The sequence below is a fragment of the Flavobacterium sp. GP15 genome, assembly GCF_014281985.1.
In the GTDB taxonomy this organism is placed as follows: Bacteria; Bacteroidota; Bacteroidia; order Flavobacteriales; family Flavobacteriaceae; genus Flavobacterium; species Flavobacterium pygoscelis.
This window is the reverse complement of sequence record NZ_JACFTC010000007.1, coordinates 12,534-27,126: the sequence shown is the minus strand read 5'-3', so window position 1 is coordinate 27,126 and position 14,593 is coordinate 12,534. Positions and strand designations below refer to the sequence as shown.

General features: G+C 31.7%; 11 protein-coding genes. 5 read left to right on the top strand and 6 right to left on the bottom strand.

Annotated elements, in window-relative coordinates; translation table 11 throughout:
- Positions 1–160 precede the first annotated feature (160 nt).
- Positions 161–1,210, top strand: coding sequence for a tRNA preQ1(34) S-adenosylmethionine ribosyltransferase-isomerase QueA (queA, locus tag H2650_RS13290; protein ID WP_188051304.1), 1,050 nt, complete (start codon positions 161–163; stop codon positions 1,208–1,210).
- Between the two features lie 183 nt (positions 1,211–1,393).
- On the opposite strand, the gene H2650_RS13285 is transcribed toward queA, so the two are convergent.
- Positions 1,394–2,128 (bottom strand): SIMPL domain-containing protein, encoded by a 735-nt coding sequence (locus H2650_RS13285; protein ID WP_188051303.1) that lies wholly within the window; start codon positions 2,126–2,128, stop codon positions 1,394–1,396.
- 155 nt (positions 2,129–2,283) lie between these two features.
- Between H2650_RS13285 and kynU the strand changes: the two genes are divergently transcribed.
- On the top strand, positions 2,284–3,564 hold the full coding sequence (kynU, locus tag H2650_RS13280; RefSeq protein WP_188051302.1) for a kynureninase: 1,281 nt from the start codon (positions 2,284–2,286) through the stop codon (positions 3,562–3,564).
- A gap of 72 nt (positions 3,565–3,636) precedes the next feature.
- Here kynU and H2650_RS13275 read toward each other — a convergent pair whose 3' ends face one another.
- The gene (locus H2650_RS13275) at positions 3,637–5,199 is read right to left on the bottom strand and encodes a hypothetical protein (protein WP_188051301.1); all 1,563 of its coding nucleotides are present in this window, start codon (positions 5,197–5,199) and stop codon (positions 3,637–3,639) included.
- 211 nt (positions 5,200–5,410) lie between these two features.
- Here H2650_RS13275 and H2650_RS13270 point away from each other — a divergent pair, with 211 nt between their 5' ends.
- The gene (locus H2650_RS13270) at positions 5,411–5,845 is read left to right on the top strand and encodes a YMGG-like glycine zipper-containing protein (protein WP_188051300.1); all 435 of its coding nucleotides are present in this window, start codon (positions 5,411–5,413) and stop codon (positions 5,843–5,845) included.
- Positions 5,846–5,921: 76 nt separating this feature from the next.
- Here H2650_RS13270 and H2650_RS13265 read toward each other — a convergent pair whose 3' ends face one another.
- Complete coding sequence (locus H2650_RS13265; protein WP_188051299.1) at positions 5,922–7,454, bottom strand: cryptochrome/photolyase family protein; 1,533 nt, start codon at positions 7,452–7,454, stop codon at positions 5,922–5,924.
- 1 nt (position 7,455) lies between these two features.
- Complete coding sequence (locus tag H2650_RS13260) at positions 7,456–8,097, bottom strand: flavin reductase family protein (protein WP_188051298.1); 642 nt, start codon at positions 8,095–8,097, stop codon at positions 7,456–7,458.
- Positions 8,098–8,259: 162 nt separating this feature from the next.
- Between H2650_RS13260 and H2650_RS13255 the strand changes: the two genes are divergently transcribed.
- Together H2650_RS13255 and H2650_RS13250 are read left to right on the top strand one after the other, a co-directional pair.
- The gene (locus H2650_RS13255) at positions 8,260–10,653 is read left to right on the top strand and encodes a penicillin acylase family protein (RefSeq protein ID WP_188051297.1); all 2,394 of its coding nucleotides are present in this window, start codon (positions 8,260–8,262) and stop codon (positions 10,651–10,653) included.
- A gap of 57 nt (positions 10,654–10,710) precedes the next feature.
- Positions 10,711–12,048 carry an NAD(P)/FAD-dependent oxidoreductase gene (locus H2650_RS13250; RefSeq protein WP_188051296.1) on the top strand — a complete coding sequence of 446 codons (1,338 nt, stop codon included), beginning with the start codon at positions 10,711–10,713 and terminating at the stop codon, positions 12,046–12,048.
- 157 nt (positions 12,049–12,205) lie between these two features.
- On the opposite strand, the gene H2650_RS13245 is transcribed toward H2650_RS13250, so the two are convergent.
- Together H2650_RS13245 and H2650_RS13240 are read right to left on the bottom strand one after the other, a co-directional pair.
- Positions 12,206–12,754 (bottom strand): DUF6646 family protein, encoded by a 549-nt coding sequence (locus H2650_RS13245; protein ID WP_188051295.1) that lies wholly within the window; start codon positions 12,752–12,754, stop codon positions 12,206–12,208.
- 563 nt (positions 12,755–13,317) lie between these two features.
- The gene (locus H2650_RS13240) at positions 13,318–14,577 is read right to left on the bottom strand and encodes an NAD(P)/FAD-dependent oxidoreductase (RefSeq protein ID WP_188051294.1); all 1,260 of its coding nucleotides are present in this window, start codon (positions 14,575–14,577) and stop codon (positions 13,318–13,320) included.
- Between the last annotated feature and the right edge of the window lie 16 nt (positions 14,578–14,593).

The following is a 14,593-nucleotide window of genomic DNA, read 5'->3' as shown; positions in this document are numbered from 1 at the left end:
ATAGCTGATATTTTGTGACTTTGCGACTTAGTTTTTAAATTAAACAGCAAAACACTTGACAACGCCTATCTCACAGTCGTATATTTGCAGTCCTATATAAGTTTATAATTTGGGGCAATATTTTTGCCGAGGGATTTAATCTTTTAAACAAAAAACAAAAATGAAATTATCACATTTTCAATTCGACTTGCCAAAAGAATTACTTGCAGAGTATCCTGCTGAAAACAGAGACGAAGCACGTCTAATGGTTATTGATCGTAAAAAGCAAACTATAGAACACAAAATGTTCAAAGATGTTATCGATTATTTTGATGAAGGCGATGTTTTAATTCTGAATAATACGAAGGTTTTTCCAGCTCGTTTGTATGGAAATAAAGAAAAAACGGGAGCAAGAATCGAAGTTTTTTTACTTAGAGAATTAAATTCTGAGCAAAGACTTTGGGACGTTTTAGTTGATCCAGCACGTAAAATAAGAATCGGAAACAAATTATATTTTGGGGATGACGATTCGCTAGTTGCCGAGGTTATCGACAATACTACTTCTCGTGGAAGAACATTGCGTTTTCTTTACGACGGTTCTTACGAAGAATTCAGAAATAAATTGACAGAATTGGGAGAAACTCCAATACCAAAATACATTTCAAGAGACGTAACGCCAGAAGATGCAGAACGTTACCAAACGATTTATGCAAAAGAAGAAGGAGCTGTTGCAGCACCAACTGCAGGTTTGCACTTCTCTAAACATTTATTGAAAAAACTTGAAATTAAAGGAATTAAATTTGCTGAAGTTACACTTCACGTAGGTTTAGGAACTTTTAATCCAGTTGAGGTTGAAGATTTATCAAAACACAAAATGGATTCTGAGGAACTAAAAATTACTCAAGAAGCGTGTGACATTGTAAATGAAGCTAAGTCAAAAAAGAAACGTATTTGTACCGTAGGAACTACTTCTATGCGTGCTGTTGAAAGTTCAGTTTCGTCTCAAAACACGTTGAATCCTTTTGACGGTTGGACTAATAAATTCGTTTTCCCTCCGCATGATTTTACGATTCCAACTTGTATGATTACTAATTTTCATACGCCAAAATCAACATTATTGATGATGGTTTCTGCATTTTGCGGACATGATTTAATGAAGAAAGCTTACGCAGAAGCAATCGAAGAAGGATACAAATTCTATTCTTACGGAGATGCTATGTTAATTATATAGTCTAAAAATATTTTAGATTTCAAAAAAAACTCGTCAATATTGGCGAGTTTTTTTTTGGTGTGCCCCAAGGGTCGTGCTGTACGCTATATCTTTATTTTCTTTATCAAGAAAACAAAGGATGCCACTTCCATCACTCACACAATTTATATTAAAAAGGATAAATAGTACTTCAATGAGAATTATTTAATTCACTTGATACACTAAACGAACAGTAATATTAGCAGTTTTATTTTTAGACTGCGTGTTAAAGGAACCTCCATATGAAAAGTCCTCTGAGGAGTTTTGACCCGTTATCTGAAAAACACCCATGTCTGATTTTTTTAGATTTCCTAGACTGGCATCGGCATTTTCAGCAATACTTTTTGCTCTTACGCTAGCATCTTTAGTAGCTTCAGCAATCATTTTTATTTTTAATTCCGCCAGTTTAGTATAGTAATACTCTGGTGCATTAGAATAAAATTCGACTCCAGAATTAATTAACTCACTTGACTGTCTTGATAACTCTTCTACTTTATTAACTTCTTTAGACTGAATGCTTACACTTTGTGTCAAGGTAAAACCGGTAAAAATTTGTTGGCGAGTTGTACCATTTTCATTGTACGTAGTTTCGATATCCTTGTTAAAACTCACTGCCGAAAATACCATTTCATTAGCTGCAATCCCTTTTCCGGATAAGTAAGTTTTTATTTTTTCTCTGTCAGAATCTAATGCAGCATAGGCTTCTTTCAAAGTCATGCTTTTTTTAGAAAAAGAACCACTCCAAACAATTAAGTCCGAGACAAAATCTTTCTTTCCTGATCCTGTTACACTAATTGTATCATTACTTTTGTTTCGATTCTGAAAAGCATTCGAAAATAAATAGGAGGAAATCACCACAGCTAGAGCTATAATAATTACGTTTAAACTGTTTTTAAGCATTAGATCTATGATTTATAGTTAATCAAATATAATCAATTATTAGGCCACTGTTAGTAGGATTTGAATTACTATTTAAGAATTTGTTTTTTATTCCTGTTAAAATTAACTTTCGTTTATTTTCTTTTTTGTTATTTTTACATTTCAAAATATAAAAGATGACTTTCAAAAATACGCTTGAATTTGCCAAAGAATTAGATGCAAAAGATGATTTAAACAAATACCAACAGGAGTTTATTTATCCTAAAGTTAATGAAGAAAAAGTAATTTATTTTACAGGAAATTCTCTGGGTTTGCAACCCAAGCGTACAAAAAAATATGTTGATGAAGTAATGAACGATTGGGCAAATCTTGCCGTTGAAGGACACTTTTATGCTGAGAAACCTTGGTGGGACTATCATGAACGTTTTGCCAATCCTTTGAGCAAAATAGTAGGCGCTTTGCCTTCTGAAGTTACGGTAATGAATACGTTAACTGTAAATCTTCATTTAATGATGGTTTCTTTTTACAGACCTACAAAAACCAGATTTAAAATTATTTGCGAAGAAAAGGCATTTCCATCAGATCAATATATGTTTCAAAGCCAAGTTCATTTTCATGGCTATAAAATGGATGACACCATTGTTGAAATTAAACGTCGTGATGGCGAACATAATATTCGTTTAGAAGATATTTTGGCTAAAATTGAAGAAGTAGGAGACGAGTTAGCTTTGGTTTTAATAGGCGGAGTAAATTATTACACGGGACAAGTTTTTGACATGAAAACGATTACAGCTGCAGGTCATAAAGTAGGAGCTTATGTTGGCTGGGATTTAGCACACGCTGCAGGAAATGTGAAATTAGAACTCCACGATTGGAATGTAGATTTTGCAGCTTGGTGCAGTTATAAATACATGAATTCGGGACCTGGAAATGCTTCAGGATGCTTTGTTCACGAAAAACACCATCATAATGACCAATTACCACGATTTGCAGGTTGGTGGGGACATAATAAAGAACGCCGTTTTAAAATGGAACCTGTTTTTAATCCGGTTCATGGCGCCGATGGTTGGCAAATAAGCAATCTTCCAATTCTTTCTCTAGCGCCTTATTTAGCATCGGTAGAAATGTTTGATGAAATAGGAATGGATGCTTTAATTCAGAAAAGAGATTTAATTACCTCTTATTTAGAATTTATCCTAAAAGAAATTGCTAAAGAACTTGATGGAAATTTTGAAATAATTACGCCCTCAAATCCATTAGAAAGAGCATCCCAATTGTCAGTTTTACTTCATGGTGAAGGACGAAGCTTATTTGATTATCTAATGAAAAACGGAGTGATTACGGATTGGCGCGAACCTAACGTTATCCGTTTAGCACCAGTACCTTTATATAGCTCTTTTGTTGATATGTATTCTTTTGGTCAAATATTAAAAAGAGGTATTCAAGAAGTGAGGTAAATAAATTCCATTTTTTTAATTAAACCAACAACGGGTTTAGGAATAAATTATTTCTAAACCCGTTGTTCAATTTTATATTAAAATTTGTTTTAGTACCGCTGCAATATTAATCCATAAAAAATTGAAAAATGACTTTTCTTGCACACGCTCAACAGTTGCTTTAGTTTGTATTTCTTCTCCTTTAGAATCATTTTTAAGAATTAAATTGGCCAATGCGCTTTTAATTTTATTTTTCTGCTCTGGTTTCCCTTTTTTGTATAATGTCACTTTTAAATCATGGTATTGTAGAGAAGCATTTTCATAGGAATTAATATCATTTCCTTTTATAGTAAATTTTAATTTGTCAAATATTCCTTGAGTTGTTGCATTAATGTAAGGTTTAGTAAACTGATATAAATCGTTGGTGTTTAAATTTGAAACTTCACCATGCATTATAAAACGATCTTGTTTGTCTAGAACATTAAATGTCCAGTTCACTTTAAAAGGTGAGTTTTTCATGAATTTGCAATCAATGTCAATATTGACATTTTTTAACTTTTTTTGACCATAACCACTTTGAATATGTGTTGCGGTTAGATTAAAATTATTAAATTTCAATACTCCTGGACCTTTCTGAAAGTTCAATTCTTCTTCATAGACTAAAACAGAATTTCGTATGGCTAATGTATCTAATTTTAGAGGGAATTTTAAATCCCGTAGCAGTTTACTGTATAAAGGTTTTTTACTCAAATCATCAGCTGGTAATTTATTTCGGTAAATGTTTGCTGCTAATTGATCAATTTTAACCGAATTAGCGTTGAAAAAAAGTTTATCATCCTTAAATCCCCAATCCATAGCATTTACTGCAATACTTTCGGATCGCAATGTAAAAAGATCTTTCTCTTTGTCTAATTTCTTAACAAATTCGCTACGGCTGTATTCTGGAATTAATTCGAATTTTTTTAAAGTTATATTTTCTGTAGTTGCTTTAAAATTGTTAGCTCTAAGATGGTAAACATTACTTACTCTATAATAGATGCTGTCAGCGGTTAATTCATAGGTTTTATACTGAAAAGGAATTTTTTGTTTTAATATATCATCTGTGATAACAATCCCATCAATTTGTAAATTCAGATTTTTGAGACTTAAAATGGGTTTTTTAGTTTTTGTATATATAAAAGTTACGCTACCCTTATTCAGTTCCATTTTTGAAACAACTATAATTTCTTCAAATGGTTTAACTACTTCTGAGCCTATATTTTTAGAATCATTAATGGCGTTCTCAGTATTTTTATACAGGAACGCTTCTGGAGAATTTATTTTTATACTATTTGCTTTGATGCGTTTGCTGAAAACAAGATCCCAAATTTTAAAATCTATGATTTCTATGGACTCTATTTTAGCATAAATTCCAATTTTTTTTAAACTGTCTTGTGATTTACTTTTAGGACTAATAGTTAAATGAGATGCTTTGATGTTTTTTGATAAAAGATCAACTTTTAAGTCGCTATAAGTAAAGGCGTATGGAGTTGGATTGTTTTCAGAAATAATTTGAGGAAGTTGTCTGTCAATCCAAAAATTTAATCCAAAATTTAGAAGTACAATTATAGTAATTAGACTAACTATAACGAGCACGATTTTTTTTAAGGTAGTCATGAATTTTTAATTTCTTAGCTTTTATAAGTAATATAAAACTACTATTTTTCATTTTATATTCTAAATTAACAACTATTTTTAATGCCAATAGAACTTAAGCTAAAATTATATAAGGATTTACTATAATTATATAAGCATTCCCTGTAATTATATAACCTTTATTAAATGTATAATATGTTTCTTTGCGGTATATATTATTTAAATTAAAATTATGAAAGCATTATACTTATTTTTAGCGTCTTTATTGATCGTTTCTTGTCAAAATCAAGGAAAAAATGATGTTCAAGTGGCTAAAGAAGCAACCGTTGATTCTATGAAAGTTGTTTTAGAAAAACAAAGAGTGATTGATTCTATGCAAGTAGAGATGGCAAAAGTGGAAGAAGCTAAGGTTGAAACTAAAAAAGAAGTAATTGTAGTAAATCATCAGGCGCCTGCACAAACAACTACTACAACAAGTTCTACTACAACCAAAAAGAAAGGTTGGAGTAATACTGCAAAAGGAGCTGTGATTGGAGCTGGTGTAGGAGCTGCAACAGGAGCAATTATAAGCAAGAGAAAAGGAGAAGGAGCTATAATAGGTGGTATTGCAGGAGCAGGAGTTGGTGCTGGTACAGGAGCAATTATAGACGGAAAGAAAAAGAACTAGAGTTTTTATTAAATACAAAGAGGAGTGTTTGGATTCATAAAGAATTCAAACACTCTTTTTTTGTTTATTCAATGATTTAGTAAGAATCCATATTTTCAATTATTTCATTTGCTTTTATTTTAATTTTATACAGTTCTTCAGGACTTATTTTATTCAACATATTTAGCATCATTCCCATTCGTTGATTTCCTTTGAAATATTCTTTTTTCTCATCTAGAAAATTCCAGTACAATGTATTAAAAGGGCATGCTTTTTCTCCAAATTTATCTTTTACATTATAATAGCATTTGGCGCAGTTATTACTCATTTTATTGATATAACTACCTGAAGAAACGTAGGGTTTAGTTGCTATAATGCCGCCATCAGCATATTGAGACATACCACGTGTATTAGGTAATTCCACCCACTCGATTGCGTCAATATAAACCCCTAGATACCAAGCGTCTACTTCGTCAGGATTTATTTGTGTGAGTAAGGTAAAATTACCAATAACCATTAAACGTTGTATGTGGTGTGCATAAGCGTCGTCTAAACTTTGATTAATCGCGTGACTCATACAATTCATCTTTGTTTTTCCTGTCCAGAAAAAATCAGGTAATTTATTGGTATTATTCAAGACATTCATTTGAGCGTAGTTTGGCATTTCTTTCCAATAAATACCTCTAATATATTCTCGCCAACCCAATATTTGACGCACAAAGCCTTCAATTTGTGAAATTGTAATATTAGATTCGTTTTTGTGATAATATGAAATTACGATTTCAATAACTTCTTTGGGAGAAATCATTTTCGAATTCATCGCAAAGGACAATCGAGAATGAAAAAGAAATTTTTCATCGGTGTGCATCGCATCTTCATAATCGCCAAAATGTTTTAATAAATTTTTACAGAAGTAATCTACTACTTCTAAACTTTGTTCACGTGAAGTGGGCCAACTGAAACTGTTTAATTCAATATTACCAATAGTCGAAATTTCTGCTTCTCTGATTTGCTGAACTATTTTTGAGACCTCTTTTTGGAATTTTTTTTCTGAAGGAACTGGAACCTCACCTTTGTATTTCTTACGATTACTAGCATCAAAATTCCACTGATTGCCTAAAGGTGTTGATCCATCCATAATAATATGATGCTTTTTGCGCATATAACGATAAAAGTTCTCCATCAAGAGTAGCTTTTTACCCTCAAAAAACTCTGAAAGTTCAGTCCTATTGGTAAAAAAGTGTTCCGTGTCAAAAGCCTCTGATGGTATAGTCAAATTAGAGCAAATCTTTTTTAGCTCTTCGTCTAATCGAAATTCATCCGGCAATTGATATTCAAATTTTTGAATTCTATATTTTTCAATACATTTAGAAATGATTTTTTCTAAATTTTGTGGGTTTTCAATATCCGAAATTTCAAAGTAAATGGATTTATGTCCTTTACTTTTTATATGTGTGTAAAAATTTCTCATCGACAAAAAAAATGCTACAACTTTTTGGATGTGATGTTTTACATAATCGGTTTCTTGACGCATTTCTGCCAAAACATACAGTGTGTTTTCATCTGTTTTTTGAAACCAGGAATGCTCTGAATTTAACTGATCGCCAAGAATTAATCGCAGTTTTCTCATGTTATTTTTTTGGAAAAGGCGTGCTAGGAATTTCTTTTCGTGCGTATTGAAAACGCTCTATTAATTTGGGTAAACAATACCCATCAAGACCATTTAGCGCCACAACATTTCCTTTGTCAATTTGTAACCAACCGTCTTTATGTTCTAATTCTTCCTCAAAAAATAGATTTTCAATAGATGCAATTACATGAATCGTATCATTTTCCTTGATATAATATTCATTAATGTATTTGCAATATAGCTGAACAGGACTCCCTTTCACAAATGGAACATTTATATCTTTTTTATACTCTTCTTCTAAATTTGTTTTGTCAAACTCCGAAACACCGCATTCATAATTGGCAGAAGTATGATGCGCGTCTTTTATCATATCTAATGTAATGTGATTTACTGTAAAAAAACCAGTTTCCTTGATGTTTTTGTAGGTGTCTCTTGGGACAGTTGTAGGTCGCATAATAAAACCAATCATTGCAGGATTACTTCCTAGATGGGTTACACTGCTGAATATGGCAACATTTGAATCTCCATCCAGAGATTTTGTAGCTATTAGGTTAGCTGATTTATATCCTGTGCAAGAATTGATCAGATTTAATCTTTCTATTTTCTCCATTTGAGAAATATCATCTCTAGAAATATGTTTCATAAGTTGTATAATTTAAAACAAAGATACTTTTTGTTTAATTAATTTTAAAATAAATTAAACAAAATTTAAAATAGATGGTTAAATTATTTAAATTTGTTTCTTTCAAACTGCGTAAAAAAATAGTTTTAAATCCTATATATTTGTTTTTCAATATATCTAAAGATGAAAATATTTAAAAAGATTCTTCTCGTTTTACTTTCATTGGTTATCCTAACTGTGGTTGCAGGATTTATTTATGGTTTTTATTTAAAACCCCAATATGAAGGAGAGCAACAATTAAAAAATATTAACAAAGAAACAACGGTTTATTTTGATGAATTTGGTGTGCCACATATTTATGCTGCTAATTCAAAGGATGCAATGGTTGCTTTGGGTTACGTGCATGCGCAAGATCGATTGTGGCAAATGGAAGTAATGCGTAGAATTGCTTCAGGTCGTTTGTCTGCTATTTTTGGATCTGTAACCTTAAAAAATGATCAATTCTTTGCGGGTCTAGGAATTGAAGAGGCTTCTGCGAAAGCAATAGAAGCTTTAGATAAAAATAGTCCAGAATATCAATTGACTATATCCTATTTAGACGGTATAAATCAATATTTAGAGCAGGGAAAAACTCCAGTTGAATTTAGTATATTAGGTATTAAAAAAGAAAAATTCACCATAAAAGATGTCTATAATATTTTTGGATATATGTCTTTTAGTTTTGCAATTGCCCAAAAATCAGACCCTCTTATGACGGACATAAGAAATAAGTATGGCATGGATTATCTAAAGGATTTTGGTCTGGATGGTTCATTTAACACTACTAAAATAAAAAATGTAAAAGACAGACCCCAAGAATATGCTGCAATATCAAAAACAATTGCCGCTCTTTTAGATAAATCACCCGTTTCTCCTTTTATAGGAAGTAACAGTTGGGTAATTGCACCTAAGAAAACAAAAAATGGGAAAGTTATTTTTGCAAATGATCCTCATATTGGTTTTTCTCAGCCAGGAACTTGGTATGAGGCACATATTGTAACTCCAGAATTTGAGTTATATGGTTCGTATTTGGCAGGAACACCTTTTCCGTTATTGGGACATAATAGAGAATATGCTTATGGATTAACAATGTTTGAAAATGATGATGTTGATCTCTATCAGGAAGAGAACAATCCCAACGACGGCAATTTATATAAAACTCCAAATGGATATAGTGCCTATGAGGTACGAAAAAAAACAATCAAAGTAAAAGATGCTAAAGATGTTGCTTTAAATGTAAAAATAACGCGTCATGGTCCTGTTGTAAATGATTTAATTGAAGGATTGCAAACAGACAAACCTGTGGCAATGTCTTGGATTTACACCCAACAACCTATTCAGATTTTAGAAGCAGTGTATCAATTATCACATGCAAAGGGCATAGCAGATTTTCAAAAAGGAGTTTCATTAATTGCTGCTCCAGGCCTAAATGTTATGTATGGAGATGCAAAAGGAAATGTAGCCTGGTGGGCAACAGGAAAATTATACAAGCACAATGAAGGAGTAAATACTAATTTTGTTTTGGATGGAGCTAGTGGTAAAGAGGACATTAAGGAATATTTAGATTTTTCCAAAAATCCATCTGCTGAAAACCCAAGGTGGAATTATGTATATTCGGCTAACAATCAACCCGAAGCTATTGAAGGTTATAATTATCCTGGTTATTATCTACCAGAAGACCGTGCTAAAAGAATTACGCAATTACTAGATCCTAAATCAGACTGGGATATGGCAGCTGTAGGAACTATGATTTTTGACAACACATCAGCCGTTGCTCCTGATGTAGTTGCCAATTTAATTTCAAATATAGAGGAGAAATCACTTTCGGAAACAGAAAAGCAAGCGTTAGTTGTTTTAAAAGATTGGAAAGGTTCTAATAATCTAAATGATGTAGCACCGACCATTTATAATAAATGGATTTTTAATTATTTAAAAAATACATTTGAAGATGAATTAGGTCCAGAAAATTTTCAGCAATTTTTAGGAACGCATGTTGTAAAACAAATTATAGCCAAACAAATTACGAATGAAAAATCGCTTTGGTGGGATGATATAAGAACCAAAAATAGTAAGGAAACAAGAAGTCAAATCATATCAAAATCATATAAAGAATCAATTGTAGCACTTGAAAAACAACTGGGAAATACGGTTGCAGATTGGACTTGGAATAAAGTTCATACCGTAGAGCATGAGCATCCATTAGGAAAAGTTGCCGCTCTTAGAGGATTTTTTAATGTTGGACCTTACGAAGTGTCAGGTTCTACAGAGGTTATTAATAATTTATTCTTTGATTTTACTGCTGATGGCAATTATAAAGTAAAAGGCGGCCCTTCTACTAGGAGAATTGTTGACTTTTCTGACATAGAAAATAGTTGGAGCATTTTGCCTACAGGACAATCAGGAAATCCATTAAGCGCACATTATAGCGATCAAGCAGAACTTTATAATGCGGGTAAATTCAGACGAATGATGCTAAATAAAGAGGAGATAGTTAGAACTTCAACAAAATTGGTGTTTATGCCAGTTAAAAAGAAATAGTTCAAAGCTCTTCCAGTTTTAAATTAGTAATTTCGTAGAACTTTTTAAATATAATTAATGCAAAATTCAAAAAAAATAGCTGTTGTAGGTTCTGGATTAGTAGGATCTTTATTAGCTATTTATCTACGTAGAGCAGGTCATGAAGTTCATGTTTATGATCGCAGTCCAGATATTAGAAAAATACAATTTTCCGGTCGCTCTATTAATTTAGCGATGTCTAATCGGGGTTGGAAAGCGCTTGATGCAGTGAATATTGGTGACGTAATACGAGAAATAGCAATTCCAATGGATAAACGGGCTATCCATTTAGTAGACAAACTAAATTTTCAGAATTACGGTCAAGAAGGAGAATCAATTTACTCTATATCTAGAGGAGTTTTGAATAGAAAAATGATTGATTTGGCGGAAGCCGAAGGAGCAGAATTCTTTTTTGAGCAAAAAATTTGGGATGTTTCTCTTGATGATGCAACACTTCACAGTGGCGAGACAGAACGTGGTGCTTGGGAGGATAAAAAATACGATATTGTTTTTGGTGCAGATGGTGCGTTCTCTAGGATTCGTCACCGCATGCAGCGTCAAAGTATGTTTGATTATTCGCAAGAATTTTTACCTATTGGTTATAAAGAATTAAACATTCCTGCAAACCATGATGGAACACATAAATTAGATAAAAATTCTTTCCATATCTGGCCACGAGGCGAGTATATGTTAATTGCATTGCCAAATCTTGATGGTAGTTTTACGTGCACTTTATTTATGCCTTTTAAAGGGGAAAACTCATTTGAATCATTAAAAGACATAGCATCTGTTGAAACCTTTTTTGAGAAAAATTTGCCAGATACAATTGATGTAATCCCGAAGCTTACCGAAGATTTTTTCAATAATCCTACAAGCACGCTGGTTACTATGAAATGTTTTCCTTGGACATATAAAGATAAAGTGGCCTTAATAGGTGATGCAAGCCATGCTATTGTTCCTTTTTATGGACAAGGAATGAATGCTGGTTTTGAAGACATTACCGTGCTTCATGAGATGATCGAAAAATATGACGATGATTGGGTAACTATTTTTTCAGAATATGAAAAATCACGCAAACCAAATGCAGATGCTATTGCGGAACTTTCTTATCGTAATTTTTTAGAAATGAGTTCTAAAACTGCAGATGAAAATTTCCTTTTACAGAAGAAAATTGAAAAATGGTTCTCAGACAAACATCCTGAAAAATGGATTCCATTATACAGTAGAGTCACTTTTAGTGATCGTCCTTATGCTGAAGCATTAGCGATAGGTGATTATCAAAACGAAATAATGGAACAAGTACTGAAAATGGACAGTATTGATAAAATCTGGGATTCAGTAGCAGTTGAAAATAAGATTTTAGAATTATTAAAGTAAATAAAAAGGGCTCTGAAAATTCAGAACCCTTTTTTTATATCTGTAAGTAACACAATACTAGTTGTATTACAATTGTAATGGTTCAAAACTAAATTTAGTCTTCATTGAAAACCTACTTTATGTTCTGATAAATCAAAAAGTAATCAATCAATTTAATTTATAGACTAAAAGAAATACCAAGGCTTGCAACAGGCTGAGTATAAAAATCATAATAAATTCTTGCAGATGATTCTTCTATAAAGAATCTCTTTTTAACTATGGGACAATATCCGCTAAAATAGAGTCCAAAATTTTCTGAAAAATAATATTTAAATCCTGCTTGTCCACCAATACCATTAATTCCGACTACTCCACCGACTGACATGTCTATCTTCTCTCCATCCATTTTGAAAAAAGGCGTAAGGTGAAGATTCAGTGATGCAGCCATATTCATTTTTTCAAATGAATCAGCATTTTTACTATTATTAATATTTATACCCCACCCATCATAAACGGGCTCTAAAGGTTCTGTCTTTATTACATAACCAATATTGATTGCTACTGATAAGTAATTTGAAATGCCTATCTCACTACCAATTTCAGCGCCTATTCCTTTATTTTGAATTGTGGCTCCAATAGAATATTTAGCATCAAAAGTTTCATCCCAGGCTTGAGAAAATAGGTTTCCTGCGTATAATAAACATAATAAAAGTATTGTTTTTTTCATTTTAATTTAGCTGTAATTCTGTTAATGGTCAATATTTTACTTCTCTTTTCAATAGAGTATTAATAAATTCTTTAAATTTTTAGTAATAAAAAAAATACTTTGTTTTTAATGTTATAAATTTAAAAGAGAAATTTAGTCATCAAAAATACATATTTAAGGGAGAATGGTTGTCAGTTTAATTAAAAAAAACGATATTTTTTCTTACATTAATTTACTTGGTTATGAAAAGAGAATTTTAATTTAATTGCGCTTTCGAAAGTTTTTTTCTTACCATTTATGAACATATCATTTAATAATAAATAAAGAATATTTACAAATAAATAATAAATAACTGATTAGAATTGCTTGAAACATTTTAAACGGAAAGGAAATTTAGTTTCTAAATTATCGAAATAGATAAGTTTTTTATTGTCAAGTTTACGATAAAAACGGATCTTAGTTTTTTACAAAATATTACTTTGTGAATATAAAATTATCAAAACCAATTGATTTTTATTTTTAAAAGGAAGTATAAATATTGGTTATAAATAAAAAAGACCCTGATTTTTCAGAGCCTTTTTAGTTTATTTATTTTTTGAAGCAGATTTTAATATGACTCGTAATGTACTGTCGTTATTAAAGTAACTAAACATCCAATTGATAAAAATAGATAGTTTGTTTTTTACACTTAAAATTAACATTAAGTGAATAAACATCCAAGTGAACCAGGCTAATCTACCTTGAAAACTAAATTTAGGCAAATCGACTACAGCTTTTCTTTTGCCAACAGTTGCCATTGAACCTTTATCGTGATATTCATATTCGATTCTAGGTTTGTTTTTTATACTTCGTTTAAAGTTTTCGGCCAATACTTTAGCTTGTTCAATTGCTACACTAGCAACTTGTGGATGCCCATTTGGATATTTAGGAGTAGACATAAAAGCAATATCACCTAAAGCGTAAACACCGTTTAGATTTTCTACTTCATTAAATCGATTAACAAGAAATCGATTGCCTCTCGTAATACATTCCGAAGGAATTCCTTCAAGAGCATTTCCAACTATTCCTGCTGCCCAAACTACGTTATTAGATTCGATGATTTCTCCACTTTGCAAAGTGACTATTTTACCATCATATTTACTTACAATTGAACTTGTTTTTACAATTACACCCAATTCCTCTAAATATTTTCGTGACATTTTTTGTGAGTCACCACTCATTGGGTTTAAAACATTAGGTGATCCCTCAAGCAAATAAATAGTCAATTTAGAGAAATCCTTATCTGGATAATCTTTAGGAAGAATATTTCTTTTCATTTCTGCTAATGCACCAGCAAGTTCTACACCTGTTGGTCCACCTCCTACAATTACAAAATTCATTAAAGCTTGTAATTGGTCTCCATCTACCATTAAAGCGTCTTCAAATGTCTGTAAGATATGATTTCGCAATTGGATAGCCTCAGGAACAGATTTCATTGGGTAAGCAAATTTCTCTATTTCAGCGTTTCCGAAATAGTTGGTTGAACAACCAAATGAAATGATAAGATGATCGTAATCAAAATCAGCTATTGACGTTTTTAATATTTTATTTTGTGTATCTACACCTAAAACACTCGCGATTCTAATTCTCACGTTTTTAGAGTGTTGAAATACTTTTCTTAAGGGAAAAGAGATGCTTGCAGGTTCAAGCCTTGCAGTTGCTACTTGATACATTAATGGCTGGAATTGATGATAATTATTCTTGTCAATTAATAATACATCAAAGTCGCTATTTTGTAAATCCTGAGCCAAACGCAAGCCAGCAAAACCAGCTCCAACAATTATAATTTTTTTTTGAATTTTCATGCCTTTTTAGTTATAG

What these genes read in the sequence shown, in the direction of transcription:
- queA (WP_188051304.1), top strand. Translation starts at nt 161, where the DNA reads ATGAAATTATCACATTTTCAATTCGACTTGCCAAAAGAATTACTTGCA.
- H2650_RS13285 (WP_188051303.1), bottom strand. Translation starts at nt 2,128, where the DNA reads ATGCTTAAAAACAGTTTAAACGTAATTATTATAGCTCTAGCTGTGGTG.
- kynU (WP_188051302.1), top strand. Translation starts at nt 2,284, where the DNA reads ATGACTTTCAAAAATACGCTTGAATTTGCCAAAGAATTAGATGCAAAA.
- H2650_RS13275 (WP_188051301.1), bottom strand. Translation starts at nt 5,199, where the DNA reads ATGACTACCTTAAAAAAAATCGTGCTCGTTATAGTTAGTCTAATTACT.
- H2650_RS13270 (WP_188051300.1), top strand. Translation starts at nt 5,411, where the DNA reads ATGAAAGCATTATACTTATTTTTAGCGTCTTTATTGATCGTTTCTTGT.
- H2650_RS13265 (WP_188051299.1), bottom strand. Translation starts at nt 7,454, where the DNA reads ATGAGAAAACTGCGATTAATTCTTGGCGATCAGTTAAATTCAGAGCAT.
- H2650_RS13260 (WP_188051298.1), bottom strand. Translation starts at nt 8,097, where the DNA reads ATGAAACATATTTCTAGAGATGATATTTCTCAAATGGAGAAAATAGAA.
- H2650_RS13255 (WP_188051297.1), top strand. Translation starts at nt 8,260, where the DNA reads ATGAAAATATTTAAAAAGATTCTTCTCGTTTTACTTTCATTGGTTATC.
- H2650_RS13250 (WP_188051296.1), top strand. Translation starts at nt 10,711, where the DNA reads ATGCAAAATTCAAAAAAAATAGCTGTTGTAGGTTCTGGATTAGTAGGA.
- H2650_RS13245 (WP_188051295.1), bottom strand. Translation starts at nt 12,754, where the DNA reads ATGAAAAAAACAATACTTTTATTATGTTTATTATACGCAGGAAACCTA.
- H2650_RS13240 (WP_188051294.1), bottom strand. Translation starts at nt 14,577, where the DNA reads ATGAAAATTCAAAAAAAAATTATAATTGTTGGAGCTGGTTTTGCTGGC.